Below are 26,413 nucleotides of genomic sequence, written 5' to 3' on the forward strand. Positions count from 1 at the left end.
ATGGTTTTGGTTATAGCTACGACTCGCGGCGCGAAATCTCATCTCGAATTTTTGCAGCACGTTCGTAATCTTCATTTTGAACGGCGTTTTCGAGCATTTCGTGCAAGTCGCTCAAACTTTTTTGTGTGTAAGTAGCATCGCCCGACTTAGGATTCGAACTCAAACCAAACGAATCGGTTGTAGCTAGTGGCTGCTCAGGTTCGGCAGGTTCTGGATCGAGCGGATTCCCTTTCAGATAAATTCCCGCCTTGTCGAGTATGTTTTTGTAGGTAAATATCGGCGCACTAAATCGCAGCGCCAGTGCTATCGCGTCTGAAGTGCGCGCATCGATGATTTCCTCAATCTTATCGCGCTCACAAATTATCGAACTGTAAAATACGCCGTCAACCAATTTGTGAATAATCACTTGCTTAACCACGATATCAAAACGATCGGCAAAATTCTTAAACAAATCGTGTGTTAACGGACGTGGTGGCTTGATTTCCTTCTCTAAAGCAATCGCAATCGACTGCGCCTCAAACGCTCCAATAACTATCGGAAGCTTTCGATCGCCGTCAACCTCATTCAAAATCAACGCATAAGCGCCGTTTTGGGTCTGACTGTACGAAATTCCTTTGATGGTTAACTTTACAAGACTCATAGCTGCAAAAGTAGAAACTTAAGCGAAATATTAAAATGCAATAGGTACAAAAAAGAAATCGGACCCAAAAGTCGTAACTCCGAGTCCGATTTATCTATTTTATGAATTAATTATTCGCCTTAAACGCTTTTAACTTTTCATTCAATTTTGGTAAGATTTCAAAAGCATCACCAACAACTCCGTAATCGGCCACTTTAAAGAACGGCGCTTCCGGATCGCTGTTAATAACCACTTTTACTTTCGATGAGTTAATTCCCGCAATGTGCTGAATAGCTCCCGAAATACCTACCGCGATATACAAATTCGTAGCAACTGGTTTTCCTGTCTGACCCACGTGCTCGCTATGCGGACGCCAGCCCAAATCCGAAACCGGCTTCGAACAAGCGGTAGCGGCACCCAAAGTTGTTGCCAAATCTTCCAACATGCCCCAATTCTCTGGTCCTTTTAAACCACGACCGCCCGAAACTACAATGTCAGCATCGGCAATAGAAACTTTTCCATTTCCTGCTTCGATCGACTCAATTTTCACTGAAAAATCACCGTCGTGTAAAGTCGGTGCAAATGCCTCAGCACTGCCGCTAACGCTATTGGCTTTCAGTCCAAACGAATTTTTAGCAATCGACAATACTTTCACGTCCTGAGAAATTTCAGTAATCGAAAAGGCTTTGTTAGAAAACGCCGTGCGCTTAACCTGAAAAGGTGCGTAGCTCGCGGGCAATGCCACTACATTCGAAGCAAATCCGGCCTGTAAATGAACCGTAACCAACGGCGCTAAATACAAACTATCTGTGGTCGACGACAAGACAACTACCGAAGCCGATTCTTGTTTTGCGGCTTGTACAACCACATCTGCATACGCTTTTGCGTTAAAATCGTTCAAACGCGAATCGCTCACTTGCAACACTTTGTGCACGCCGTAGTTGTATAATTCAGAAACATCACTAGCGTTTACCGTAACAGCCGTAACCGATGTACCTGTTGCTGCAGCTACTTCCGAAGCGTACGACGCCAATTCAAAAGCCACTTTCTTAAACTTTCCGTCCGATGACTCGGCATAAATTAAAACTGCCATATTTTTTTTCTTTTTATTTATTATTTGGGCGTGCCGGCGCAACGTTCTTTGCCCCCAGATGGAAGTGCAGCGCCGTCGGGCTTTCCGCTGTACTCCTCGTCCCTCTTTTCATCGGGCCTGCGGGGTGCCGCTGCAATCCCTCACGCAGAAAATCGTTACCGTATTAAATTACCTTCGCTTCGTTGTGCAACAAATTGATTAACTCATCCAAATTGTCGGCACTAACCAACTTTACTGCTTGCTTCGCGGCCGGCTTCTCAAATTTCACCGATTTCGATGCCTGATCTGCAGCTACCGGTTCTAAAACAGTAAGCGTTTTGGTACGAGCTGTCATGATACCGCGCATGTTCGGAATGCGTAAATCTTTCTCTTCAACTAAACCTTTTTGTCCGCCAATTACTAAAGGCAATTGTGCCGACATCGTTTCTTTGCCACCGTCCATTTCGCGAACCGCTTTGGCTGTTGTGCCTTCCACAGTTAACCCAATGCATGAATTCACAAAATTGATGTTCAACAAAGCTGCCAACATACCCGGAACCATACCGCCGTTGTAATCCAACGATTCTTTTCCAGCGATAATTAAATCGTAATTGCCCGCTTTGGCAACCTCAGCCAATTGCTTCGCCACAAAAAAACCATCGGTTGGCTCTGCATTTACGCGAATGGCGTCGTTTGCACCAATCGCCAAAGCCTTACGCAAGGTTGGCTCACTGTCTGCTCCACCCACATTTACCACCGTTACACTTGCACCTTGTTGTTCCTGAAACCAAATCGCACGCGTCAATCCAAACTCATCATTCGGGTTAATCACAAACTGAACACCATTCGTGTCGAACTTCGTGTCGCCATCCGTGAAATTAATCTTCGACGTCGTATCCGGAACATGACTGATACAAACCAATATTTTCATTTCTGTATGATTAAGATTTATTGCGTGCGAAGTTAAGAAAAATTAGCTTAAAAAAACTATGCATGCATAATAAATTTCACATTTATATCGTTTTCGTAAGCAATTGTAAGGCAATTCTTGCTTGGAGAAAAATCGGCTTATCTTTGCTGAAATTTTTCACGCATGACACATAAAGCCGGATTTGTAAACATTATCGGAAATCCAAACGTTGGCAAATCCACGCTCATGAATGCGTTTGTTGGCGAACGCCTTTCCATCATCACATCGAAAGCGCAAACTACCAGACACCGCATTTTGGGTATTGTAAACGGCGACGATTTTCAGGTAGTTTTATCCGACACGCCTGGAATCATTAAACCGGCGTACGAAATGCAGGAATCGATGATGCAATTCGTAAAATCGGCTTTTGAAGACGCCGACGTGCTTATTTACATGGTCGAAATTGGTGAAAAAGAACTCAAAGACGAGGCGTTTTTCAATCGAATTATACATTCTAAGATTCCGGTTTTATTGCTTTTAAATAAAATCGATAAGTCATCGCAAGAAGAGCTTGAAGCCCAAGTACAATTGTGGAAAACGCAAGTTCCAAACGCCGAGATTTATCCCATTTCAGCACTCAACAACTTTCAAGTAACCGAAGTTTTTAATCGGATTTTAGAGTTGCTGCCCGAGTGTCCGCCTTATTATCCAAAAGATGCTTTAACCGACAAGCCCGAACGTTTTTTTGTAAACGAGATTATCCGCGAGAAAATTCTCTTGAATTACGACAAAGAAATTCCGTACGCCGTAGAGGTTGAAACAGAAGAATTTCTGGAAGACGACAACATTATCCGAATTCGAGCGGTAATTATGGTGGAGCGCGATACACAAAAAGGAATTATCATTGGCCATAAAGGAGCTGCGTTAAAAAAAGTGGGCATGGAAGCGCGTGCTACGATGGAGCAATTCTTCGGCAAGCAAATTCATATTGAACTATTTGTGAAAGTCAATAAAGACTGGCGCCGAAACATCCGACAGCTGAAGCGTTTTGGCTATCAGTAAATCAAAATAACGACACAATTTACGCTCATTTTCCATTCGTTTTTGATTGCTTACCTTTGCGCCAAATTTTAGGCCATGAACCAGATTGTTGCAATAGTAGGAAGACCAAACGTTGGCAAATCAACCTTATTTAACCGACTGATACAGCGCAGAGAAGCGATTGTAGATTCGGTTGCCGGCGTAACGCGCGACCGCAATTACGGCAAAAGTGAATGGAACGGCCGAACTTTTTCGGTTATCGATACCGGCGGTTACATTAAAGGTTCCGACGATATTTTTGAAGGCGAAATTCGCAAGCAAGTAGAACTAGCCATCGACGAAGCCGACGCAATCATATTTGTTACCGATGTCGAAGAAGGCATAACTCCTATGGATGAAACGGTAGCGAGTTTACTTCGAAAAGTTCAAAAGCCGGTTTTATTGGCTGTGAATAAAGTAGACAATTCGATGCGCGAAAAAGACGCGATAGAATTTTACAATCTCGGCTTAGGCGAATATTACACCTTATCGAGTACGTCGGGTAGCGGAACGGGCGATTTACTCGATGCGCTCATGCAAGCACTTCCCGAACCCGAAGTAGTAGCCGCTACCGAAGACGAATTACCGCGCTTTGCCGTAGTGGGCCGACCAAACGCTGGAAAATCGAGCTTTATCAATGCGCTTATTGGCGAAGATCGCTACATTGTAACCGACATTGCTGGAACCACGCGCGATTCGATTGATACGCGTTTTGAAAAATTTGGTTTTAAGTTTAATTTGGTCGATACGGCTGGAATTCGCCGTAAAGCAAAAGTCAAGGAAGATCTCGAATTTTACTCGGTCATGCGTTCGGTACGTGCCATTGAACATTCGGATATCTGCATATTAGTTATCGATGCAACGCGCGGATTCGAAGGCCAAGATCAAAGTATCTTTTGGTTAGCAGAGAAAAACCGAAAAGGCGTTGTGATTTTGGTAAATAAATGGGATTTGGTGGAAAAAGACACCATGTCGTCTAAACAATACGCCGATCGAATTCGCGAAGAAATCAGTCCGTTTACCGATGTACCTATTTTGTTTGTTTCGGCTTTAAACAAACAACGCTTACTCAAGGCGCTTGAAACAGCTGTAAAAGTGTACGAAAACAAAACACAGCGCATACCTACTTCGAAATTCAACGACCATATGTTGAAGTTGATCGAAGCGTTTCCACCACCGGCTTTAAAAGGCAAGTACGTAAAGATTAAATATTGCATGCAATTGCCAACGCCAACGCCGCAGTTTGTGTTTTTTGCGAATTTGCCGCAGTATGTAAAAGATCCGTACAAACGTTTTCTGGAAAATAAAATCCGCGAACACTGGGATTTTGAAGGCGTACCGATTGATATTTACATTCGCGAGAAATAAGTTTTAGAACGAACCGTTTCAGCCCCGATTGCAGCAAAATAGCTGCATCAGAAAAGGAAAAACTGCAAGGAAAATAAACCGAATTCTCTATTTTTTTTTAAATCATTACCCAAATTACTATCGCTTTTTGGGCGTTCCCTGCACTTTTTTCCGGCAGGCCTCGAGGCACAGCCGCAAAAAACCGCCGGTCAGGCCATTCGCTATATCCCAAAAACCCAAGCCCGCTCCCAGCCCGTTTTTGGGGATGCCGCTGCTGTCCTTAACGCGAAAGAAGTGCTGGAAAAAGCTAAAACTACTATTTTCCCCCGTGCACTTACCCGCGTAAGCGATTGCAGTGAAAATACCGCGCCGGCGGTGCGTAGTTTTTGGCGCTTCGGGGTGGCGACCACCGGAAGCCGAACCGCAGCCATCCAAAAACACGTACCGGCAAGCGGTATTGCAACGAAAAGCGCGACGGCGGCCTGCACGTATTTTCTTTGAAGAACAATCGAGCCGCCGGTACGCCCAAAAACTACTATCGCAAGACAATCAAAAACCGTCGAAACAATTGTTTTCAATACGGGCTTTAGTACCTTTGCATTATGGAAGTAACGAAGAAAGATATTCGCGCGTTAAGCAAAGAACAATTGCGCGATTTCTTTATCCAATCCGGCGATCAAGGGTTCCGCGGCAATCAAGTGTACGAATGGCTGTGGAAGAAAGGTGCACACGATTTCGACGACATGACCAACCTTTCCAAACAAACCCGCGCGCTACTCCAACAACATTTCGAAATTCGCCACATTAACGTCGACCAAATGCAACGCAGCGAAGACGGCACCGTGAAAAACGCCGTTCGCCTGCACGACGGTTTGGTTGTAGAATCGGTACTCATACCCACCGATACCCGAACTACCGCCTGCGTTTCGAGCCAAGTAGGTTGTAGCCTCGACTGCAACTTTTGCGCCACCGCCCGACTAAAACGCATGCGTAACCTGAACGCCGACGAGATTTTCGATCAAGTAAAGGCCATCGATACCGAGAGCCGAGCGTACTACAACCGTCCGCTTTCCAACATCGTTTTTATGGGCATGGGCGAACCGCTGATGAATTACAACAACGTTTTGGCCGCTATCGACCGTATTACGTCCGACGAGGGTCTGGGAATGTCGCCCAAACGCATTACCGTTTCCACATCCGGAATTTCAAAAATGATTCGGAAAATGGCCGACGACGGCGTAAAGTTTAAGCTCGCCGTCTCGTTACATGCCGCCGTTGAAGACATTCGGAACGAAATTATGCCGTTTACCAAGAACTTTCCGTTAACCGAACTCAAACAAGCTTTGGCGTATTGGTATCAGAAAACCAAAAGTCGAGTTACGTACGAATACGTAGTTTGGAAGGGAATTAACGATCACAAACAAGCCATCGACGCCTTGGTGCAATTTTGCAAACACGTGCCTTGCAAGGTAAACTTGATTGAATACAACGCTATAGACGACGACCGCTTTCAACAAGCCGACGAAAAAGCCATAAACGCCTACATCGCGGCTCTTGAAGCCAACAATATTGTAGTGAAAGTGCGCAGAAGTCGCGGTAAAGATATCGACGCCGCCTGCGGACAATTAGCAAATAAAGAACAAAGCATTAACACCTGATTAGCGGTCGACTACCTACCTTTGTAACTATGAAAATTACTGAGCAGATCAAGCAGCCAATACAGGCAGAAATGGAGCGCTTTGAGTCGAAGTTCCATGAATCGATGACTTCAAAAGTTGCCCTGCTCAACCGCATTACCTACTACATTGTAAATCGGAAAGGCAAGCAAATGCGTCCGATGTTTGTATTTCTCTGCGCCAAACTGCTCAACAACGGCTCAGTAAACGAACGCACCTACCGCGGAGCTGCCGTTATCGAACTCATTCACACCGCCACACTCGTACACGACGACGTGGTTGACGATTCGAACAAACGCCGTGGCTTTTTCTCGATAAACGCACTTTGGAAAAACAAAATTGCCGTTTTGGTGGGCGATTATCTGCTCTCAAAAGGTTTGCTGCTGTCTATTGATAACGGCGATTTCGATTTGCTTAAAATTATCTCGGTTGCTGTGCGCGAAATGAGCGAAGGCGAACTGCTTCAAATTGAAAAAGCGCGTCGACTCGACATTACCGAAGACGTGTATTACGAAATCATCCGACAAAAAACGGCAACCTTAGTAGCATCCTGCTGTGCTTTGGGCGCACAATCGGTGAGTCAAGACGAAGCTGTCGTGGCAAAAATGCGTCTGTTTGGCGAATACATTGGCATGGCTTTTCAAATCAAAGACGATTTGTTTGATTACAGCGATGAAGCCATTGGTAAACCCACAGGAATCGATATTAAGGAACAGAAAATGACGTTGCCGCTGATTCACGTGCTGAATACTGTCGATAAAAAATCGAAAGATTGGGTGATTAATTCCATCAAAAATCACAACAAAAATAAGCAACGCGTTAAGGAAGTTATCGCCTTTGTGAAAGCGAACAACGGTTTGACATATGCTGAAAACAAAATGCTGGAATATCAACAAAAAGCGCTCGACATTTTGTTCAGCTTTCCACAAAACGAATACCGCGACGCCTTACAATTAATGGTAAACTACGTTATAGATCGAAAAATATGAAGTTTTTTAGCACGCCAGCTTCTTTGGTTCAAGACGCCTTATCCAAATCGTATTCCTACGCCGAATACCGTAAACTAGTAACCGATTTAATTGCCGAAGGTAAAAGTACTGGACCGAAACAATCGGCCGATTTGCTGCAATACAGCGAACTCAACGAAGCACGGATGTCGCGACTCGACAAAACTTCTGAAGTCTATCCGGAAATTGCCGCACAACTCGAAAAACTTCCGCACAGACAAACCTGGATTGCCATTACCGAAGGCTGGTGTGGCGATGCTGCCCAAATCTTGCCGTACATCAACAAAATGGCCGAGGTTGCACCAAACGTAAGCTTTAAGTGTGTTCTTCGCGATGAAAACCCAGCATTTATGGATTATTTCCTTACGGGAGAAGCGCGTTCGATTCCGCGAATTGTAGTTACCGACACCGATACATTTGAAGTGTATGCGGCCTACGGACCACGCCCGTTCGAAGCTGCAGAAATTGTGCGTCAGTACCGCGACAAATACGGCGTGATCGATGAAAAGTTAAAAATTCACCTACAAAAATGGTACAACAAAGACGCCGGAATGCTGATTCAAAGAGAATTTTTGAGTTTGGTGAAGTTGTAAGTTTCCTTCTCGTCTAAAAAAAATTCCTGAAGTCGAATTTAGGTTGTCAAAGCTGCCTCAAAGCTCTCAACCGTGTAAGCTTCTTTAACCAGAAACGCACCGCTGCCTTCCCGACGCAGTGCCGTTAAGTGCGCGCCCGACTGCAATGCCATTCCCAAATCGTGCGCAAGCGAACGTACATAAGTTCCTTTACTGCATGTCAGCCAAAAATCGAGTTCGGTCTCGGAACGGCGATTTACCTTAAATTCGAAAATCTGCACCGGACGTGCCGCAATTTCCACAGTTTCGCCCGCTCGTGCATGTTCGTACAACCGTTTCCCGTCTTTTTTAATCGCCGAATAAATGGGCGGCTTTTGGAGTATCGTTCCTTCGAACGATTTCGCTGCCGCAGAAAGAAATTCGTCGGTAATGTGTGCGGTTGGAAAAACAGCGTCAACTTCAGTTTCCAAATCGTACGAAGGCGTTGTGGCTCCCAGTTTTATTGTACCAGAATAAATCTTAGTCTCCGCTTGAAACGTATCGATAGATTTGGTCATTTTTCCGGTGCAAACAATCAAAAGTCCGGTTGCCAGCGGATCGAGCGTTCCGGCATGACCCACTTTTATTTTCTTCAAACCCAACTGCGATTTCAACAACCATTTCACTTTATTAACCAATTGAAAACTCGACCAATGCAAGGGTTTGTCGAAAAGCAAAACTTCGCCTTCGAGAAAACCCGCTGCGGTAAATGCGCGATTTTCCATTTTAACGGGTAAAGTAAATCAGTAGTAAAATGCCTGCAATAATGCGGTACCAACCCCAAAGTTTGAAGCCGTATTTCAACAAGAGTGCGATAAACGATTTGATGGCGATAATTGCAACGATAAACGCCACAACGTTTCCACCTAAAAACAATTGCCAGCCGTTTTCGGTTGCCGAAATAAGTTCGTAACCTTTGCATCCGCTGGCTTCGTAAGTTTTCACAAAAATGCTGTACACGCTAACGGCAAGCATCGTTGGTACGGCTAGAAAAAACGAAAATTCGGCTGCTGCTTGTCGCGATAGTCCTTGTTGCATCCCACCAATGATGGAAGCTGCCGACCGACTTGTACCCGGCATCATCGCCAAACATTGCCAAAAACCAATGATTACCGCTTTTTTAACCGGAAGTTCTTGTTCGTTGTGAATGACGGGATTTTTGAAAAACCTATCGATAAACAAAAGAACAATACCGCCAACAATCAAAACAATTGCAATAGGCACCGGATCGCCAAGAACGGCATCGATGTAATCGTCGAAGAGTTTCCCCAAAACCAAAGCAGGAACTACCGCGAGAGCGAGTTTGGTATAAAATTGCAAACGTGTAAAATCGAAGAATTTTTTGGCATACAGAAAAACTACGGCCAAGATGGCGCCAAACTGGATCGATACTTGAAAAAGTTTGGTAAAATCGTCGTTTTGAATTTGAAAATACGAACTCGCAAAAATCATGTGAGCGGTCGAAGATACGGGCAAATATTCCGTTAAACCTTCAATGACCGCTAAAACAAACGCTTCGAAATAATTCATTTCGCCGTTTTAGGATTTTTTAAAATCGACCAAATAACCACACCAAAACCAATTAAAACAACGGTGGGTGCCAATCGAATGCGTCGGAAGTTAAAAATCTCTGGATTAAAAACATTTGGATCATCCGATCCGCCTCCCGACATCAGGATAAAACCTAAGGCGATAACGGCACAGCCAATTAACAACAATCTGTAATTCTGTTTTCCGAATACGAATTGCGTTTCTTTAGATTCTTTCATAATGATTTAGTATAAATCGTCTGTTCGTAAGTTCAAAAAGCGCTGTGTGGCAAAAAAGGTACTCACAAACGTGATTAAAACACCTAATCCAAACACGGCCAATAAGATAATTCCGGTAGCAATAGGTTCGTCTAAAACGCCTAATCCCGGGTTGGCATTATCAATCCACAACAACAGGGCAATTAGAGCAATTACTGCTAAAACGCCGCCAATCATGCCCAACTTCACGCTGGTCCAAATGAACGGCTTGCGAATAAACGCTTTTGTTGCGCCTACCATTTGCATGGTTTTTATGATGAAACGCTTGCTGTAAATCGACAAACGCATAGAACTGTTGATAATCAAAACAGAAATCAGTGCAAAAACGCCCGAAATAATCAACATCCACAAACTAATTTTCTGGATGTTTTCGTTCACCAATTTCACAATTTGCTTGTCGTAAACCACATCGCCAATCATTTCATTCTTGCGCAAACGATCTTCAATACGGTCAATACTGTCGCGAACTACATAATCGGCTTTCAAAAACACATCAAATGAGTTTTGCAACGGATTAACGCCCAAAAACGAAATAAAGTCTTCACCAACCACTTCCGAGTGATTTTTTGCCGCTTGTTCTTTAGAAACATACACGGCTTTCTTAACAAATTTTGCCGTTTTTAACTCGTTGCTAAAAGCAGTAAGTGTCGAATCTGTGGCTTCGTTCTTGAAAAAAACCGTCACCGCGATTTCTTCTTTAAAGTTATCGGCTAATTTTTTGGAATTAATCACAAACAAGCCGAGCGCACCCAATAAAAACAGCACCAAAAATACGCTGAGTACTGCTGAAAAGTAAGACGTTATGAGTCGGCGTTTTTGAAATTTATCGTACGAAGATGCCATTGTTAACCGCAATTTGGTGGTAAAAATAGTAAACTAATCTGGTTACTGTTTATTATGTTCTTCAAACTTTCCACATTCAGGCATTAAGTTTAAATTTGCGCGCACTTGTCGCAATCCTACCACCTGTTAAAAGTTGCGACAACGATCCATAATTATGAAGTACTTACCAAACGAAATTGAAGCCAAGTGGCAAAAATATTGGGCCGACGAAGAAACTTTTAAAGCGTCGCACGATTCTGAAAAGCCAAAATACTACGTTCTCGATATGTTTCCGTATCCTTCCGGAGCCGGACTACACGTAGGACATCCGCTGGGCTACATCGCATCCGATATCTACGCACGCTACAAACGTCATCAAGGATTTAACGTGTTGCACCCGCAAGGCTACGACAGTTTTGGCCTTCCGGCAGAACAATACGCCATACAAACCGGGCAACATCCGGAAAAAACGACCGCTGAAAACATTGCACGTTACCGACAACAGCTCGATCGCATCGGTTTTTCATTCGATTGGAGTAAAGAAGTACGTACTTCCGATCCGAATTATTACAAATGGACCCAGTTCATTTTCTTACAAATATTCGATTCGTGGTATGATAAATCGGCCGACAAAGCGCGACCCATTTCCGAACTCGTTTCTTTATTCGAAACTTCGGGAACTACCAACGTTAATGCCGCTTGCGACGATAACGTTACCGCTTTCACTGCCGATGAATGGATTCACTTTTCACCCGAAACCAAAGAGCAAATTTTATTGCAATACCGCCTTACTTACTTAGCCGAAACCGAAGTTAACTGGTGTCCGGGACTTGGAACCGTGCTTGCCAACGACGAAATTGTTAACGGCGTTTCCGAACGAGGTGGCTTTCCCGTCATTCGCAAGAAAATGACACAGTGGAGCATGCGCATTTCCGCTTACGCAGAACGCTTACTCTCCGGCTTGCAAACCATCGACTGGACGCAATCACTTAAAGACGCACAAGAAAACTGGATCGGAAAATCGACCGGTGCCTTGGTGCAATTTGCCGTGCGCGATCAAGACGGTTTGGATTTAGATTTTGCATTAAATGCCGACAATACCACCGGGCAGTATATTGAAGTGTTCACCACACGTCCGGATACTATATACGGCGTGAGCTTTTTAACGCTTGCTCCCGAACATCCGTTGGTGGCATATATTACAACTGCCGACCAAAAAGCAGCCGTGGAAGCCTACGTAGAAGCCGCTGCTAAAAAATCGGAACGCGATCGGATGAGCGATGTTAAGACCATTTCAGGAGTTTTCACGGGCGCTTACGCCATACATCCGTTTACCGGAGCAGAAATTCCGATTTGGATTGGCGACTACGTTTTAGCAGGTTACGGAACTGGTGCCGTAATGGCAGTTCCGGCGGGCGACGAACGCGATCATGCTTTCGCAAAGTTCTTCAACCTGCCTATTCCACAAATTTTTGAAGACCAAGATACCGACACCGCTGCCTTTACCAATAAAGGCGGATTTTCGTTAATGAATTCGGGCTTCCTCGACGGACTCGATTACAAAGACGCGATGAAAAAAGTGATTCAAGCTTTGGAAGAATCGGGCGCTGGACGAGCAAAAGTAAACTACCGTCTTCGCGATGCAGTGTTTTCCAGACAACGCTACTGGGGCGAACCGTTCCCGATTTATTATGTCGACGGATTACCCAAAGCCATCGCTGTCGAACATTTGCCCATCACTTTGCCTGAAGTAGAGAAATATTTGCCAACGCAAGATGGTGCGCCACCACTCGGAAACGCCACACACTGGGCTTGGGATACAGTTACGAACACGGTGGTAAGCAACGAACTCATCGACAACCAAACGATTTTTCCGCTTGAGTTAAATACCATGCCGGGTTGGGCCGGAAGTTCGTGGTACTGGTTGCGTTACATGGACGCACAAAACGAAAACGAACTCTTTTCCGCGAAAGCGCAACAATATTGGCAAAATGTAGATTTGTACATCGGTGGTAGCGAACACGCCACCGGACATTTATTGTACGCACGTTTCTGGAACAAATTCTTGAAAGACCGCGGCTTTATTCAAGAAGAAGAACCGTTTAAAAAACTCATCAACCAAGGGATGATATTGGGAATGAGTGCGAAAGTTCTTCTTGGCAATCAATTTGAATTATCGATTTCATCCGAAAAGGAAACTTCGGTTATAGTTGAACTGAAAAAAGATATTATTCATTCATACGAATGCTATAATCAATTACTTTATGCGGGGAATGAAGATAAGTTCGACAATTTCATTCAACAATTAATTTCTTTAGCAAAAGATCCTGTTCAAATAGATATTAACTCAAAAGATTTAGCTTTTTCCTTTTCGCGTTCCCGAGCGATTAGCATCCCAATTAATTCGGTGGACAACAATTCTCAAATAATTAAAGAAAAATTGAAATTATGGGAAATGTATGAGTCCATGTTTGGGGATGCTGATTTCATAGATGGAATTTTACTATTTGCAGATCGCGAAGTCGAAAAAATGTCGAAATCCAAATACAACGTTGTTACTCCCGACGATATTTGCGAGCAATACGGTGCCGACACGCTGCGTTTGTATGAAATGTTCTTGGGTCCGCTTGAGCAAGCAAAACCTTGGAACACCGCCGGAATTAGTGGCGTTTTCAGTTTCTTGAAGAAATTGTGGCGTTTGTATTTCGACGATAACGGTTTTGCAGTAACGTCGCAACCAGCCTCGCCCGAAGCCTTGAAAATACTGCATAAAACAATCAAAAAAGTACAAGACGATATCGAAGGTTTTTCGTTTAATACCTCGGTGAGTCAGTTTATGATTGCCGTAAACGAACTTACAACCTTGAAATGTCGCGAGCGCAGTGTTTTAGAACCTTTAGCTGTACTAGTTTCGCCTTATGCACCGCACATTGCCGAAGAATTATGGGAACAATTAGGCCATCAATCGAGTATTGCTTTCGCGCCGTTTCCGAAATTTAATCCGGAGTTTTTAGTGGAATCTACCAAGAATTATCCGGTTTCGTTTAACGGAAAACACCGCTTTAATGTTGAGCTTCCGATGGATTTAACCACCGAAGAAATCGAATCGCGCATCATGCAAGACGAACGCACCGAAAAGCAACTCGAAGGTCGTACGCCTAAGAAGGTAATTATCGTTCCGGGGAAAATTGTGAATATCGTTTCTTAAATTGGATACTTTTTTAGTCCTGAAAATCCAAAAGATTAAGAAATAATTATCGATTGGAAATAATGATTATTTTATAAATTTGGGTTTATGGAAACTACGAAAGATTTAGTACGGTATTCATTTTCCGACATTTTCGAGAAACAACCCGATGGTTCGTTAATGCCGCGGCACGTTATAAAAATAAATAGTGTAGTTATTAGTCCGGGTATTTCGTTCTCAAAAGGGATAAAAATTGGCGGTATCGATATTTTCGATTACATGAATTTTGATTTAGGTGTTGATGTTGTGAATGACATTTTTGTAATTAAGGGATTTTACAAAAAGTAACATGAGTCAGCAAAGCAATCAAAATTCGAACCAAGCCGAATTTGTTGAGTTTGTAACGAATTCTACAAGTGAAGAAAATATCTTGGTATCCAAAGAAGAGTTTGAGAAACTAAGAAAAGAATTTGGTGGGCAAAAAAAATCTCGAATCTAACTCTAGGATTTATCGCGGCTACACTCTTGGTTTGCTTTTTCTCGTTTGTGACCTTTATTATCGATGCTTACAAAATGCATAATGAAAGTTACATCGAGTATTCTAAAAACATTGAAGCACTAAAAGCAAAAAATTTTGAGCTACAAATTCAAATGTTGGAACTAAAAATTGAAAAGTTAGAAAAGCAGAATCAATCGAAAACAGAGACCAAGCAATAAGTCGACAGAAATTAACAATCCTAAATTTTCGCTAAAATCCACCAAATTGGAACTGTCAGCTTGACAGGACTCAAAAATTGGTGCTAAATTTGATTCATCTTTAGAAAAACAATTAAAAATGGGAATAGGAATTTATTTAATAATGGGAATTTTGTTCTTGGTGTCGTGGTTGGTAAGCAACCGACTCCAGAGCAAATTCGATAAGTACAGCAAATTACATTTGGCAAACGGCATGTCGGGCGCCGAAATTGCCGAGAAAATGTTGGCCGATCACGGCATACGCGACGTTCGGGTTATTTCAACTCCAGGGCGTTTAACCGATCATTACAATCCGGCCGATAAAACCGTAAACCTCAGCGAAGCCGTTTACAATCAGCGCAATGCGGCAGCAGCAGCGGTAGCAGCGCACGAAGTAGGACACGCCGTACAACACGCAACGGCTTACAGTTGGTTGCAAATGCGTTCAACATTGGTACCCATCGTAAATATTGCCTCGTCTATGGTGCAATGGATTTTACTAGCTGGAGTGCTCATGATCAAAACCTTTCCAGAGCTTTTGCTTATCGGAATCATCGTTTTTGCTGCAACAACGCTCTTCACAGTAATTACTTTGCCTGTCGAGTACGACGCCAGTAACCGTGCGTTAGCGTGGCTCGAAAACAAGCGTATGCTCACCCGCGAAGAACAGGCAGGCGCACAAGACGCTTTGAAATGGGCGGCACGCACGTATGTGGTAGCAGCCATAGGTTCTATCGCAACTTTGCTGTATTACATCAGTATTTACGCCAACCGACGCTAATTCGGAAATTCAAAAAACAATACAGAAGCTGCTTTTTTAGGCAGCTTTTTTTATTTGGGCAAACCGGCAGTTCGCGCGCTAAGACCCAAGCACTGCCGTCGCGCTTTACGCTGCAACTCCTCGCCACCGGTGGAAACCACCCGGCGGCTGTGGGGTTTCCGCTGCACCCGAGGCTTTAGCCGAACTGACCGGAGGTAATCGCTTTTGCGGAAAATCGTTACCGAAAAAATTACTTTCATGAGCGTTCGTTGTCAAAATCGAACTCTGCTTAAATAAAAAAGCGGTCGCTTGCTGCAACCGCTTTTCGTGACTCAACATATCCCAAAACTACCTCAAGTCGAAACTTACAATTTCTTTCTTGTCTTTTTTAAAGTAAAGCACGCCAAATAATTCATCAACTTCATATTCAGGTTTTTTGTCTTTTAAAAGCAATTCTGCTAGTTTTTCTCCCGTGTCTTTGTTTAGTTTTACTAATCCTACGCCTTCCTCAAGCTTGGTTAAAACGTAGAGAAAATCTTTGGTTTCTTTCGTTGCACTAAATTTTTTGCTAAACTCCCCAGCCATACCCGATGCCGCTCCCGCACTTTGGTTGGCGTCTTTGTTATTCCCTGCCATATTCTGACCCACACTTTGCTGCGCCAAGTCCACGGTTAGTGCACCCAAAGCGATTTTCGCTGCCAGGCTCTGACCCGGCGCTTTGTAATACGATTCGTAAATCTGTTTGCCGTTGTAGTCAATCAAAATATTGGTTTGCTTTGCACCGATTAAAATTCCGGATGTTCTAAACTCAATTTTAGTTGGCGTTTCGTCTTCTTTAAAGTCAAGATCTAAGATTTTAGTTGCCGTTCCATCTTTCGAAACAAAGAACAATTCAGTACCAGAACTCACCACGAAACGATCATTCTTTGCATCAAAAGCAGTTATTAAATTAGTGGCTTTCTTAAACTTCACTGGCTCTTTTTCGTACTCACCTGTTTTTAAATTCGCTATTCCCATGTTGGTACTGGTAATGTAAAACAGCAAGTCGTTTTCCAACAAAATCACGTTTTTAAACCATGCACCGGTTTTGATTTCTTTTTTCAATTGCGTTTTACCCGTGGCTAAATCCAATGAGTTTATCAAACCATCGTTCGAAGCATACACATAAAAAGTGTCGGTTTTTATAGTTTGAAAAATACTTCCTTTGATATCCGTTGGTTTTTCCCAGATGCTTTCGGCTGTTTGCGTGTTATACATTTGGAAGTAACTGTTCTTCGTGTCCATCATTCTCAAGAGGAGTCCGTTGGAAGTGAACGTCATTTCATGCGTATTTGCTTCGAGCTTGACTGGCTTTTGGGTTGTCCGATTTCCAGCTGGATCAATTTTATGTAAGTACGATTTATTGATGTCGCTTTCAGTAACGAAATAAAGTCCGTTTGCCGCATCAGCAAGAACTTTAATGTATGGAAACGTTTTTTCCAAATCGCTGTACGTCCAATCAATTTTAAAGCTTTTCTTATCAATGCAAACAATTCCTTTTTCGGTACGCACAAAGAGTTTTCCGTCCGATTCGTAATACTTCGTAACGTCTATATAAGCTCCCATTGTTTTCTTGTCGGAGAAATTAATCATGCCTTCGTTTTGAAGTGTATTCATGTCGAAAACACCAAAACAATAGCCAAGTTTATTGCTTCCAAGCATATAAATTTTTTGATTAGAGAAGTCGGGATGTACACTAAAAACAGCAGCCATATCGTTTTTCGCCGGCGTAAAGACTTCTATTCCCGTGAAGTAGTTTAGAATTACTTTTGAATATCCGCGTGTGAGCACGGCGTAAGGCAGGTTATCCATAATGCTCATTTCCGTCGGATTTATTTTTCCGAGGGCATTGTAATCGTAAATGGATACGTTTTTATGGGCTTCAATAGCGGTCAATCCTTTTGAGGTTCCTACTAATAGAATACCGCCAGCAGCTACTTTAAGGGTTTCTATATTACCATCTAGGGCAAATGCAGCGCTTTCTGGAATGGTTTTTTGTGCAAATGTTGCCGTAGCAAAAGCCACTAACAACAAACTTATCTTGAATTTATTCATTTTTGAGATTTTAGTTGGTTTTGGAAACTAGATTTTGTTTTCGGAAAAGACAAAGAAGAGTCTTGCCCGGAGAATCCGAGTTTTTCAGAGTATTAAAAAATAGATAGACCATTCAGGCCAAAATCGGATTGTTGTCGTACAAATCCTGTGGCGGATTTTTTGTTTTGAAATCGATTTTAGAAGAGAATTTCAGCTAAAACCATTTCTTTTTCAGCGCAATTTTTATAGCCGCCGTTTTATTGGAAACGTGGAGTTTCTCGTAAATGTTGGCAATGTGTTTTCGTACGGTGTGTGGACTAATAAAAAGTTTGTCGGCTATTTCCTTGTAATTTAATCCGGAAACGATTTCCTGAAGTATATCCCGTTCACGAGACGTGAGATATTCAATCACATCCGACGACACTTCTGATTCATTTTCAGCCTTTTGAAACGATTTCTCGGAAACTTTCAACATTTCTAAAGTTCGTTTGGCTACGATGGGCGACATAGGAACGGAACCTTCGTACAACAATTCGGAAATAGATGAAATTATTTTCGCAATCGATTCATCTTTAAGCAGATATCCGCTCGCACCTGCTTTCACGGCATCGAAAATTTTCTCGTCTTCACTAAAAGCAGTGAGCATCAGAAATTGAATATCCGGATAGATTTCTTTGGCGATCAATACGGTTTCGATTCCATCCATTTCGGGCATTTCAATGTCCATTAAAACAACCAAAGGCTGATTGTTTTTTGGACGCTTCTCCATTTGTTGCAGAAAATCAATTCCATTTTCAGCGGTAAACAAAACCTCGATGGGCTGATTGTATTGAATTTGCTCTGTTAAAGTATTGCGCAACAATCGTTTATCGTCTACAATAGCAATGGAAATTTTTTTCATTTTGCATGTTTTAGCATTAGAGAAGCGCCCGTAAAAACCGTTTACTGTTCTATGATAGTTCCTGAAAAAGTTGTTGCAGTTCCAGAACCTAGCGGAATTGGCGTAACATTAATTTGAGGAATTACTATTTTAGCTTTTCCGCCTGTTATTGTTACCGTAGCATCTACGGTTTGGCCGCTTACCGGATAGTAACTTGTTCCGTACTGCCCTGTTGCTTCGTCGTAATTTGTACCTGCCGAAATCATTATTTCGTTCGCGTCGGGCAACATGCCGTCGGTTTCCGAAATAATACGATACGTTCCAGCAGCAATACCTGTTTCTTCGCTAAAGATAATAATTGCTGTGTTTAAATTTGCTTGACCGCCCGTTACGTCGATGGCCGTGATGGCGTTTTCAATGTCACCGGTTGAGAATCGTTGCGTTACCGAAGTGGTGTAGTTAGTGCTGCCTACGCTCCAGCCGTTTGCCGAACCTCCGCCCGAGTTATCATCGTCGGAACAATTAACCGTAAAAAGTGCTGCAATAGCAAGAACTGAAATTTTAAATACGTTTTTCATTTTGGGAATTTTTAGAAATTAATACACTTGATTTGTTTTTGTAACTATTTACAGGACAAAGCAAGGCATTAGCACTCCCTACAACAATAACTCATTTGTACTATTTTGATTTCAGTACTTTAAATCGGAATTTCAATGTGCACTATTGTTCCGCTTGGTTTATTAGCTTCAAAATGAACTTTCCCTTTCAAATAATCAACGCGCACCAGAATATTTTTCATGCCTAAACCTCCTTTTTCCAAAGCTTCTTCCAAGTTAAAGCCAATACCGTTATCTTCAATGTGAACGGATATTGTTGTATTTGTTTTGTTCAGTGCAATGTGCAATTCTGTTGCCTGCGCGTGTTTAATAACGTTGTTGATTAGCTCCTGAATAACGCGATACAAAATGGTTTCTTCGGTAAACTCCATTTGTTCTTTGAAACCCTGACTTTCAAAAGAAATTTTTAGTGTCTCTGCATCTACTTTTTCGATGAAGCTCCTAATATCGGATGCAATTCCCGATTTCAAAAGGAAGTTTGGCATCATTTTATGGCTGATCACGCGTACTTCTTTACAACTTTCATCAACTAAAGCCATGGTTTTTTCTGCCAGAAACCGATCTTCATCTCGAACTAGTTCTACACGAGTAAACAAACCGGACAGATTCATTTTCACGGCACTAAACAACTGACCCACGCCGTCGTGAAGATCCGATGCAATGCGCTTTCGTTCGGTTTCTTCGGCTTCAATAACTGCTTGGGTTAACAATTCGCGTTGTTTACTTTTTTCGGCTGCTAAAACTGCTTTTTGCTCTAATTGTTTCTTTCTATACAAAGCATATGCAATTAAGAGTACTAGAATAGCTGCAATCAGTATAAATCCAATCGTTGTGTTTTTGCGATTAAGAGCAATTTCTTTCTCTTTCAAAATCAACTTCTGCCGGAGGGCTTCCTTGCTCAAACTTTTAATTTTCTCTTGTCTCTTCGAAGCTTGCAACTGCGCTTGCAAAATAGTTTTTCCTTGTTTAGCGATGTGCAAACTGTCTTGTGCCAGCTGCAAACGCGCACCGGACAGCGCTAATTTTTGCCGCGTTAACTCTAATAAATTTCGACTCAAAACCAGTTGCTGATTCGCGATTTTTAGATTCTTTATCGAATCGGCTTTGGAAAGCAGTAAAATCTTGTTTTCTTTTTGCTGCGTTTCGAATTTAGTTTGGTAAAAAACAACCGATTTGCGTTGCAGTGAATCGCTAAGCTGGCTTTCTACTTTCCGAAGTTTGTCGAGATATTCGATTGTTTTTTTATCCTGATTACTGTTTCTAAAAAATGTAGAATAATGCAGGTAAACTTGCTGCAAATTACTATAGTCTTTTATTTTCTTGAAATAGTTTTCGCAGGCTTGTAAGGTGGTTAATGCTTCGGACTTGTTTTGCAAAACTTGAATTTCACCGATATTACTCAAAGCCGTATTTTCCGAATGTACATCGCCTGTTTGTTTAGACAGCTTTAGCGACAAGCGGTAGTATTCCACGGCTTTTTCAAAATCGGACTTGTAATAATAAATCACCCCGATGAGATTTGCATTTACGGCTTGTTCTTTAAATAACTTCAGTTTTTCACAAAGCGCATTTGCTTTTATGGCAGTTTCTAGAGCAGCATCTAGGTTATTTTCTGTAATGTGTAGGTTTGTTAGGTTTATGTAAATCAGCGCCTTCGGGTTATCTAATTTGTATTTTTCGGCAACTTTTAAACCTTTTTCAAAATACTGAAGTGCAAGTTTCTTGTTGTTCGTATTGTTGTACATCATCCCAACGTTGTTGTACATATTAGCCGTCGAATACGGAATATTCAGTTTTTCGAATAAATCTGCTGCTTCAAGAAAGAACTTAGTTGCGTTTGTGTAATCGTTTCGAAGTGCGTAAATACAGGCTTTTATATTCCGTGCCGACGCCATTAGTGCCGGTTTTTTTATCTCACGACTTCTGTTATACAGATAATCGCAAAGTGAAATTCCGTTTCCAATATCGACTCTGAAATTTTCAAAGATGTAATCGAGATGCCCTTTAATTTGGGTCGAATCGCGGTACACTTTCGGAGCGAGTTTTAGCGTATCTGTGTATATCGAAAAACGCTTCTCTTCCTTAACTTGAGAAAAAGTTACGCTTGAAACGGCGAAAAATAAGCAGTAAAGTACTATTCTGTGCATAACTCATTATCAAATTCGACGTCTTCTAGTTAAACTTCTTTACCGCACAATCGGGAAATTCTATCTCAAATTCGTGTAAAGTAAAAGACTGGTGTCAAATATATTAGTTTGCCAACCAAGCTGCTAGAATTGAACTCATTTTTTGGGCACCTGCCGCATTCAAATGATCGGCGTCGTAAAAATCGTGCGGAACAAACCGCGGATCGGCGGTAAAATCCAAAAATTGCAGCTCCGTATTTATTTTTTGCAACTGTTGTACCACTTGCAGCATTTCTTGTTTCTGCTCAAAGGGAATCAGTTCGCGATAGGTATCCATGGCGGGCAAAAGGACAAAAACTACTTTTATGTTGTGCTTTGCCGCGAGCGAAACTATATTTTGCAGGGCTTTTCTCTGTATTGTTCGCTGCAGCTGTACGTCGGCTGACTGCAAATCGAAGGTATGGCGCTTTGCCGCTATTACTGCCGATTCACGCAGACGTTTCGAATTGAAATCGCGGTACGTTACTCCAGCACCAAACGCATTGCAGGTAACTTCCGATTTATCGTGTGCGTAGTAGCTAAGAAGTCGGTCGATGTTTTGCAGCATCGAAAACGAAGCAATTTCCAAATGATTTTGGGGAAATTTTCCCACTTACATCGATCGGTAAATGTTGTAGTGTCGCAAACGCCATGTTTCGGAACCCCTGTTTAGGCTTTCGTACAAACTGAAATACGACAGGCCAACGACAAGTGTTTTGAGTTTGGGAAGTCGGTTAATTTCGTGTTTTAAAACTTCTGCGGTAAGGTCGGGTGTTTCGGAAACGGCCGCCAGATTGAAGGTTTGCTGGTTTATGTATTCCGGATTAATTCCGAAATACGGATGCGAATCGCCGAGAATTAGCGTGGTAATCGTTTGTTTGTGCTTTTGCAGCTGCGTTTCACGAAAGTGGGCATCGTTTGGAATGCATCGCAACGCCCATTCGCACGCTACGAGCAAAACTGCAACGGGAGCAAAGAAAAGAAAAACGTGTTTTAGAAATTTTTTCATGATGCAACTCGGCTGTTTCAAATGTAAAACTTTTGCCGTGCTGCTGCATTACGCGTGAATCGAAAAACGTCCTAAACGCCTTTTCTTAGCGGATTTTTCAAAATTCAGACGAATTGTTGTGCACGTTTCCGGGTTAGGGATTGGCAGCGATACCCCGCATCCGCTGCGGCGGGGCGGAGTAAAGCAGAAAGCCCGACGGCGCCACACCTACCGTTTTCACAATAAGGCGTGGCGCCGGAACCCCCAAAAATTACTTGAAACTTTTGTTTTTAAAACTCGAGATATCGATGACCTCTTCTTGTTCGCGATCGAAGGAAATTTCGATACTGTCGCCCACTATGGTAACGGGAAGCTGGTTAGACAATTGCGAAGATCCAACGAAAATGTCGTTCTGATTTTTAATGGTAAAGTAATAAAAACTGTTGCCGTTTTTCACATCGGTTTGAATGCGACTCACCACGCCTTTAAGCACTTCTTTTTGCGTAACGCTTTTCGCACCAATGCCATTATCGGCCATATTGTAAACGTTTTTATACGACATTAAGGTTTCGCGCATGGTATTTCCAACGCCCACAATCGTGTAATCGTTGATAGAAACCATGGCAAACATTTTGACCAATCCGCCTGAATCTTTTAACGTCATTACATAGGTTGGAATGTTGTTGATGATGTACGGAATTGGCGTTGAAGCTTGATAGCCTTTTTCCTGAACTTTACCTTCGGCCGAGCGTTGTGCTGCGTACTCGGTAGCACCGCTTTGTTTGTAGTAGGTTGTTTCTTTAGTTCGGGTATCGACGAGAACAAACCCAACTGTCGACTCGTCTTTGCCCACCGACGATAATCCGGTGTACCAATACGATTTCTGATTTTTGCCGTACACGAGCGTTAAGCCTTCGGTAGTTTCGAGTTTATCGGCATTCGACCAGTTGAAGTAGCCGTTAACGTATTCGCCCCAATCGTCGAGTTGCTCTTCGATAAAGGAGATGGGCTGAATACGATCGATCCAGGCAGGCGTTGAAGTAAGCGAATATTCTTTGATTTCGCCGGTTTGTGCATCGATGGAGAGCACGCCATTTGCATCGCTTCCGTTAAAACCGATTTTCTTATCGTAGGTGGTTACAATCCAGTACGGATTTCCGGCGTCGTCGATTTCGAATTTAAAGCCTGTGATTCCGGTAGCCATATAGCCGTTAAAATACACATGCCGATCGATGCGCGAACCAAAATACGCCGCCGGTTGGTACTTGATTTTTAGCGGTTTGTTGTTTACGTTCGTTACGAGTCGAACGTCGCGCTCGTTGGTTGCAGAAACCATCACGTAGCCCGGAGTACCTTCGGAATTGGCGTACCATTTAAAGAAACCGGTGTGCAATAGCGGTGCCACCCAGTAGAGTTCGTCTTTTACTTTTTGTATGGTAAAATCGCCGATTTCAACTTGCGAACCTAGAGCGGGTTGCGAGCCGATGATTTTTTCGCCGAGTAAATACGCTAAGTTTTCATCGACCACACGAATTTTATCGAGCGAAATGGGCGCAATATGTGTAGTGAGTTCGGTGCCGGTTTTTACAGTGCCAATTAATTTTTGGTAGGCATCGGCGTGAAACATGGGCAGCGAGGTAACCAAGGGAACCACAGTTAAATACAACAAAACGATTAACATTGGAATTCCCAGTACTTTGCCAATCTTTCCTGAGGCAACCACTTGCTTGGATTTTGGATTGACAGAAAAGCTGGTGAAAAAAACTACTGTTAGCAACAAGGTAAACAACAACAAAAGTCCAAGACCGTAAAAGCCGTAGTTTAATACTGGAAGGAAGAAATAGACTCCCAAATACAGGGTTAATAAAAGCAGCAAAACGCGTAGCACTATTTTCATTTTCTTGTGTTTTTGTAATTAGTAAGCTGTTTTGTAATTCTGTTACGTTTAAAACGATGCTTCGACAAAGTACTGCAAAAAGATTTTAGGAAGTGGCGTATTAATGGAATTCTGACTCGTAATTAAGTGATAAAATTTTTAGGTTGAACTGCTTCGAATTACTTTCTTTGCAATTACAAACATTCAAATTTACAGATGAAAGCATACGTATTTCCTGGACAAGGCGCGCAATTTAGCGGCATGGGAAAAGATTTGTACGAGAGTTCGGAGCAAGCCAAAGCATTGTTTGAAAAGGCAAATGAGGTTTTGGGATTTCGAATTACCGACATTATGTTTAACGGAACTGCCGACGAACTCAAGCAAACCAATGTAACCCAACCGGCAGTTTTTTTACATGCGGTTATTGGCGCCATTACCTTGGGCGCCGATTTTAAGCCGGCTATGGTTGCTGGGCATTCGTTAGGAGAGTTTTCGGCTTTGGTTGCTGCTGGAGCGATGAGTTTTGAAGACGGCTTGCGTTTGGTTGCCATTCGAGCTAATGCGATGCAGAAGGCTTGTGAAGCAGCACCGTCGACGATGGCGGCTGTTCTTGGTTTAGAAGACGAAGTTGTGGAACGCATTTGTGAAGAAACTCCGGGAGTGGTTGTTGCGGCGAATTACAATTGTCCGGGGCAACTTGTTATTTCTGGCGAAGTGGCTGCAGTTGAAAAAGCCTGCGAAAATCTGAAAGCGGCAGGAGCAAAACGCGCACTCATTTTACCGGTAGTTGGTGCATTTCATTCGCCGATGATGGAGCCTGCACGCGCCGAACTAGCCGAAGCGATCGAAAAAACGAACATTCAAAATCCGATTTGCCCAGTGTATCAAAATGTGGTTGCCAAAGGTGTTACTGAGGCCGAAGAAATCAAGCAAAATTTAATTTCGCAACTTACTGGTGCTGTGAAATGGACGCAATCGGTACGACAAATGATTGCCGATGGTGCAACGCATTTTACAGAAATAGGTCCGGGTGCCGTTTTAACAGGCTTGGTAAAGAAAATCGACAAAGAAGTTACAACAGAAAATTTGTAAACGCATCGTATCGAAGTTTTTGATTGCGAACGAATTTTTGAATCAATATCTCATAAAATAAAATCCGCGGTTAAATGCCGCGGATTTTTTGTTCCCATTTCCATGCTGTTGCGATGGCATGCGTAAGATCGTTTTTGGCTTTCCAACCTAAAACTTCGTTGGCGTGCTGCGTGTCGGCATAGGCTGCGGTGACATCGCCTTCGCGTCGCGCTACGATTTGATATGGTAATTTCTTTCCAGAAACAGCTTCAAAAGCGTTAATTACTTCAAGAACTGAAGAACCTTTTCCTGTTCCGAGGTTGAATATTTCTAAATTCGATTGATTCTTACCTGAAAGCAAACGCTGCAACGCAACTACATGGGCTTCGGCTAAATCGACTACGTAGATGTAATCGCGAATGCAGGTGCCGTCTGGAGTTGGATAATCGGCTCCAAAAACCGACAATTGATTCCTCAATCCGGCGGCAGTTTGCGTAATAAAAGGCACTAAATTTTGTGGAACACCGAGCGGCAGTTCGCCAATTTCGACACTTTCGTGTGCACCAATAGGGTTGAAATATCGTAAGGCAATTGCTTGAATTTGATCGGCTTTTGCCATATCCGATAAAATCTCTTCCCCTATTTGTTTGGTATTTCCGTAGGGCGACATGGCGGGTTTAATTGGTGCCGATTCGGTGATCGGTAATTCGTCGGCTTGACCGTAAACAGTACAAGACGAACTAAAAATAAACTTCGAATTTGGGAATTTTTGTAAACCAGAAAGTAGGTTAAGAATGCCTCCAATATTGTTGTGGTAATACAAAAACGGGTTGGTAACGCTCTCACCCACTGCTTTTGAAGCGGCAAAGTGAATGACGCCATCGATTTGTGCTTGCGATTCAAAAAAGCTAGTTACGTCGCTTTGGTTTCGTAAATCAACTTCGTAAAAATCGGGTTTTACGCCGGTAATTTTCTCAATGCCATTGAGAGCAGATAGCGAGGTGTTGGATAAATCATCGACAACAACTACGTCGAAGTTCTGTTCAATAAGTGCCACTACGGTGTGTGCACCAATGTAGCCTAAGCCTCCGGTTACTAATATTCGCACA

Annotated in this window: 25 protein-coding genes; 9 read left to right on the forward strand and 16 right to left on the reverse strand. The window is 42.7% G+C overall.

Features of this window, described 5'->3' with window-relative positions:
• Positions 1-16: 16 nt before the first annotated feature.
• From ACOVQQ_RS03230 to ACOVQQ_RS03240, 3 genes are all read right to left on the reverse strand, one after another.
• The gene (locus ACOVQQ_RS03230) at positions 17-640 is read right to left on the reverse strand and encodes a bifunctional nuclease domain-containing protein (protein ID WP_421816914.1); all 624 of its coding nucleotides are present in this window, start codon (positions 638-640) and stop codon (positions 17-19) included.
• A gap of 106 nt (positions 641-746) precedes the next feature.
• Positions 747-1,712: an electron transfer flavoprotein subunit alpha/FixB family protein gene (locus ACOVQQ_RS03235; RefSeq protein ID WP_421816915.1), complete on the reverse strand. Its 966-nt coding sequence runs from the start codon at positions 1,710-1,712 to the stop codon at positions 747-749.
• Between the two features lie 163 nt (positions 1,713-1,875).
• Positions 1,876-2,622 carry an electron transfer flavoprotein subunit beta/FixA family protein gene (locus tag ACOVQQ_RS03240; RefSeq protein WP_094486451.1) on the reverse strand — a complete coding sequence of 249 codons (747 nt, stop codon included), beginning with the start codon at positions 2,620-2,622 and terminating at the stop codon, positions 1,876-1,878.
• Between the two features lie 162 nt (positions 2,623-2,784).
• Here ACOVQQ_RS03240 and era point away from each other — a divergent pair, with 162 nt between their 5' ends.
• Together era and der are read left to right on the forward strand one after the other, a co-directional pair.
• Entirely contained in the window at positions 2,785-3,663 is an 879-nt protein-coding gene (gene era, locus ACOVQQ_RS03245) for a GTPase Era (RefSeq protein WP_421816916.1), read from the forward strand.
• Positions 3,664-3,738: 75 nt separating this feature from the next.
• Positions 3,739-5,049: a ribosome biogenesis GTPase Der gene (gene der, locus ACOVQQ_RS03250; protein ID WP_298142589.1), complete on the forward strand. Its 1,311-nt coding sequence runs from the start codon at positions 3,739-3,741 to the stop codon at positions 5,047-5,049.
• A gap of 200 nt (positions 5,050-5,249) precedes the next feature.
• Here the strand turns inward: der and ACOVQQ_RS03255 are convergent, their stop codons facing one another.
• Entirely contained in the window at positions 5,250-5,606 is a 357-nt protein-coding gene (locus tag ACOVQQ_RS03255) for a hypothetical protein (protein WP_421816917.1), read from the reverse strand.
• 24 nt (positions 5,607-5,630) lie between these two features.
• Between ACOVQQ_RS03255 and rlmN the strand changes: the two genes are divergently transcribed.
• The 3 genes from rlmN to ACOVQQ_RS03270 are packed head-to-tail and all read left to right on the forward strand — an operon-like array spanning position 5,631 to position 8,304.
• Positions 5,631-6,686, forward strand: a complete 1,056-nt coding sequence (gene rlmN / locus ACOVQQ_RS03260; RefSeq protein WP_421816918.1) for a 23S rRNA (adenine(2503)-C(2))-methyltransferase RlmN — start codon at positions 5,631-5,633, stop codon at positions 6,684-6,686.
• Positions 6,687-6,715: 29 nt separating this feature from the next.
• Positions 6,716-7,693: a polyprenyl synthetase family protein gene (locus ACOVQQ_RS03265; protein WP_421816919.1), complete on the forward strand. Its 978-nt coding sequence runs from the start codon at positions 6,716-6,718 to the stop codon at positions 7,691-7,693.
• Positions 7,690-8,304, forward strand: a complete 615-nt coding sequence (locus tag ACOVQQ_RS03270) for a thioredoxin family protein (protein ID WP_421816920.1) — start codon at positions 7,690-7,692, stop codon at positions 8,302-8,304. The genes ACOVQQ_RS03265 and ACOVQQ_RS03270 overlap by 4 nt, the downstream gene beginning before the upstream one ends.
• Before the next feature lie 38 nt (positions 8,305-8,342).
• On the opposite strand, the gene truB is transcribed toward ACOVQQ_RS03270, so the two are convergent.
• The 4 genes from truB to ACOVQQ_RS03290 are packed head-to-tail and all read right to left on the reverse strand — an operon-like array spanning position 8,343 to position 10,973.
• Positions 8,343-9,047 (reverse strand): tRNA pseudouridine(55) synthase TruB, encoded by a 705-nt coding sequence (gene truB / locus ACOVQQ_RS03275; protein ID WP_421816921.1) that lies wholly within the window; start codon positions 9,045-9,047, stop codon positions 8,343-8,345.
• Between the two features lies 1 nt (position 9,048).
• The gene (locus tag ACOVQQ_RS03280) at positions 9,049-9,852 is read right to left on the reverse strand and encodes an undecaprenyl-diphosphate phosphatase (RefSeq protein WP_421816922.1); all 804 of its coding nucleotides are present in this window, start codon (positions 9,850-9,852) and stop codon (positions 9,049-9,051) included.
• Complete coding sequence (locus ACOVQQ_RS03285; protein ID WP_421816923.1) at positions 9,849-10,091, reverse strand: DUF3098 domain-containing protein; 243 nt, start codon at positions 10,089-10,091, stop codon at positions 9,849-9,851. Before ACOVQQ_RS03285 ends, ACOVQQ_RS03280 begins: the two co-directional genes overlap by 4 nt.
• A 6-nt stretch (positions 10,092-10,097) precedes the next feature.
• Positions 10,098-10,973, reverse strand: a complete 876-nt coding sequence (locus ACOVQQ_RS03290; RefSeq protein WP_421816924.1) for a cell division protein FtsX — start codon at positions 10,971-10,973, stop codon at positions 10,098-10,100.
• Between the two features lie 154 nt (positions 10,974-11,127).
• Here ACOVQQ_RS03290 and ACOVQQ_RS03295 point away from each other — a divergent pair, with 154 nt between their 5' ends.
• The 3 genes from ACOVQQ_RS03295 to ACOVQQ_RS03305 all read left to right on the forward strand — a co-directional run bounded on the left by ACOVQQ_RS03295 (position 11,128) and on the right by ACOVQQ_RS03305 (position 15,655).
• Positions 11,128-14,160 (forward strand): leucine--tRNA ligase, encoded by a 3,033-nt coding sequence (locus ACOVQQ_RS03295; protein WP_421816925.1) that lies wholly within the window; start codon positions 11,128-11,130, stop codon positions 14,158-14,160.
• A gap of 87 nt (positions 14,161-14,247) precedes the next feature.
• Positions 14,248-14,487: a hypothetical protein gene (locus ACOVQQ_RS03300; protein WP_421816926.1), complete on the forward strand. Its 240-nt coding sequence runs from the start codon at positions 14,248-14,250 to the stop codon at positions 14,485-14,487.
• A 487-nt stretch (positions 14,488-14,974) separates the two neighbouring features.
• Positions 14,975-15,655, forward strand: coding sequence for a zinc metallopeptidase (locus ACOVQQ_RS03305; RefSeq protein ID WP_094486204.1), 681 nt, complete (start codon positions 14,975-14,977; stop codon positions 15,653-15,655).
• A gap of 327 nt (positions 15,656-15,982) precedes the next feature.
• Here ACOVQQ_RS03305 and ACOVQQ_RS03310 read toward each other — a convergent pair whose 3' ends face one another.
• The 7 genes from ACOVQQ_RS03310 to ACOVQQ_RS03340 all read right to left on the reverse strand — a co-directional run bounded on the left by ACOVQQ_RS03310 (position 15,983) and on the right by ACOVQQ_RS03340 (position 24,254).
• Entirely contained in the window at positions 15,983-17,728 is a 1,746-nt protein-coding gene (locus ACOVQQ_RS03310; protein ID WP_421816927.1) for a hypothetical protein, read from the reverse strand.
• Positions 17,729-17,921: 193 nt separating this feature from the next.
• On the reverse strand, positions 17,922-18,608 hold the full coding sequence (locus ACOVQQ_RS03315) for a response regulator (protein WP_421816928.1): 687 nt from the start codon (positions 18,606-18,608) through the stop codon (positions 17,922-17,924).
• Between the two features lie 41 nt (positions 18,609-18,649).
• Positions 18,650-19,165, reverse strand: a complete 516-nt coding sequence (locus ACOVQQ_RS03320; RefSeq protein WP_421816929.1) for a hypothetical protein — start codon at positions 19,163-19,165, stop codon at positions 18,650-18,652.
• A gap of 119 nt (positions 19,166-19,284) precedes the next feature.
• Positions 19,285-21,351 carry a tetratricopeptide repeat protein gene (locus ACOVQQ_RS03325; RefSeq protein ID WP_421816930.1) on the reverse strand — a complete coding sequence of 689 codons (2,067 nt, stop codon included), beginning with the start codon at positions 21,349-21,351 and terminating at the stop codon, positions 19,285-19,287.
• Between the two features lie 103 nt (positions 21,352-21,454).
• A complete protein-coding gene (locus ACOVQQ_RS03330; protein WP_421816931.1) occupies positions 21,455-21,937 on the reverse strand; it encodes a hypothetical protein in 483 nt (160 codons plus the stop codon).
• Between the two features lie 45 nt (positions 21,938-21,982).
• The gene (locus tag ACOVQQ_RS03335) at positions 21,983-22,378 is read right to left on the reverse strand and encodes a hypothetical protein (protein WP_421816932.1); all 396 of its coding nucleotides are present in this window, start codon (positions 22,376-22,378) and stop codon (positions 21,983-21,985) included.
• 250 nt (positions 22,379-22,628) lie between these two features.
• A complete protein-coding gene (locus ACOVQQ_RS03340; RefSeq protein WP_421816933.1) occupies positions 22,629-24,254 on the reverse strand; it encodes a hypothetical protein in 1,626 nt (541 codons plus the stop codon).
• Between the two features lie 195 nt (positions 24,255-24,449).
• Between ACOVQQ_RS03340 and fabD the strand changes: the two genes are divergently transcribed.
• Positions 24,450-25,325 (forward strand): ACP S-malonyltransferase, encoded by an 876-nt coding sequence (gene fabD / locus ACOVQQ_RS03345; protein WP_421816934.1) that lies wholly within the window; start codon positions 24,450-24,452, stop codon positions 25,323-25,325.
• A 70-nt stretch (positions 25,326-25,395) separates the two neighbouring features.
• On the opposite strand, the gene galE is transcribed toward fabD, so the two are convergent.
• Positions 25,396-26,412 (reverse strand): UDP-glucose 4-epimerase GalE, encoded by a 1,017-nt coding sequence (gene galE / locus ACOVQQ_RS03350; protein ID WP_421816935.1) that lies wholly within the window; start codon positions 26,410-26,412, stop codon positions 25,396-25,398.
• Position 26,413: the final 1 nt, after the last annotated feature.

The sequence above is a fragment of the Flavobacterium sp. genome, from assembly GCF_049240005.1.
Lineage (GTDB): Bacteria > Bacteroidota > Bacteroidia > Flavobacteriales > Flavobacteriaceae > Flavobacterium.

Bases quoted from the DNA above. Each gene is read 5' to 3' on its own strand.
- ACOVQQ_RS03315 (WP_421816928.1), bottom strand. From the start codon at position 18,608: ATGAAAAAAATTTCCATTGCTATTGTAGACGATAAACGATTGTTGCGC.
- ACOVQQ_RS03320 (WP_421816929.1), bottom strand. From the start codon at position 19,165: ATGAAAAACGTATTTAAAATTTCAGTTCTTGCTATTGCAGCACTTTTT.
- ACOVQQ_RS03235 (WP_421816915.1), bottom strand. From the start codon at position 1,712: ATGGCAGTTTTAATTTATGCCGAGTCATCGGACGGAAAGTTTAAGAAA.
- ACOVQQ_RS03340 (WP_421816933.1), bottom strand. From the start codon at position 24,254: ATGAAAATAGTGCTACGCGTTTTGCTGCTTTTATTAACCCTGTATTTG.
- ACOVQQ_RS03280 (WP_421816922.1), bottom strand. From the start codon at position 9,852: ATGAATTATTTCGAAGCGTTTGTTTTAGCGGTCATTGAAGGTTTAACG.
- ACOVQQ_RS03285 (WP_421816923.1), bottom strand. From the start codon at position 10,091: ATGAAAGAATCTAAAGAAACGCAATTCGTATTCGGAAAACAGAATTAC.
- ACOVQQ_RS03305 (WP_094486204.1), top strand. From the start codon at position 14,975: ATGGGAATAGGAATTTATTTAATAATGGGAATTTTGTTCTTGGTGTCG.
- ACOVQQ_RS03290 (WP_421816924.1), bottom strand. From the start codon at position 10,973: ATGGCATCTTCGTACGATAAATTTCAAAAACGCCGACTCATAACGTCT.
- fabD (WP_421816934.1), top strand. From the start codon at position 24,450: ATGAAAGCATACGTATTTCCTGGACAAGGCGCGCAATTTAGCGGCATG.
- ACOVQQ_RS03310 (WP_421816927.1), bottom strand. From the start codon at position 17,728: ATGAATAAATTCAAGATAAGTTTGTTGTTAGTGGCTTTTGCTACGGCA.
- ACOVQQ_RS03270 (WP_421816920.1), top strand. From the start codon at position 7,690: ATGAAGTTTTTTAGCACGCCAGCTTCTTTGGTTCAAGACGCCTTATCC.
- ACOVQQ_RS03330 (WP_421816931.1), bottom strand. From the start codon at position 21,937: ATGCTGCAAAACATCGACCGACTTCTTAGCTACTACGCACACGATAAA.
- der (WP_298142589.1), top strand. From the start codon at position 3,739: ATGAACCAGATTGTTGCAATAGTAGGAAGACCAAACGTTGGCAAATCA.
- era (WP_421816916.1), top strand. From the start codon at position 2,785: ATGACACATAAAGCCGGATTTGTAAACATTATCGGAAATCCAAACGTT.
- ACOVQQ_RS03300 (WP_421816926.1), top strand. From the start codon at position 14,248: ATGGAAACTACGAAAGATTTAGTACGGTATTCATTTTCCGACATTTTC.
- ACOVQQ_RS03325 (WP_421816930.1), bottom strand. From the start codon at position 21,351: ATGCACAGAATAGTACTTTACTGCTTATTTTTCGCCGTTTCAAGCGTA.
- ACOVQQ_RS03240 (WP_094486451.1), bottom strand. From the start codon at position 2,622: ATGAAAATATTGGTTTGTATCAGTCATGTTCCGGATACGACGTCGAAG.
- rlmN (WP_421816918.1), top strand. From the start codon at position 5,631: ATGGAAGTAACGAAGAAAGATATTCGCGCGTTAAGCAAAGAACAATTG.
- ACOVQQ_RS03230 (WP_421816914.1), bottom strand. From the start codon at position 640: ATGAGTCTTGTAAAGTTAACCATCAAAGGAATTTCGTACAGTCAGACC.
- ACOVQQ_RS03335 (WP_421816932.1), bottom strand. From the start codon at position 22,378: ATGAAAAAATTTCTAAAACACGTTTTTCTTTTCTTTGCTCCCGTTGCA.
- ACOVQQ_RS03265 (WP_421816919.1), top strand. From the start codon at position 6,716: ATGAAAATTACTGAGCAGATCAAGCAGCCAATACAGGCAGAAATGGAG.
- truB (WP_421816921.1), bottom strand. From the start codon at position 9,047: ATGGAAAATCGCGCATTTACCGCAGCGGGTTTTCTCGAAGGCGAAGTT.
- ACOVQQ_RS03295 (WP_421816925.1), top strand. From the start codon at position 11,128: ATGAAGTACTTACCAAACGAAATTGAAGCCAAGTGGCAAAAATATTGG.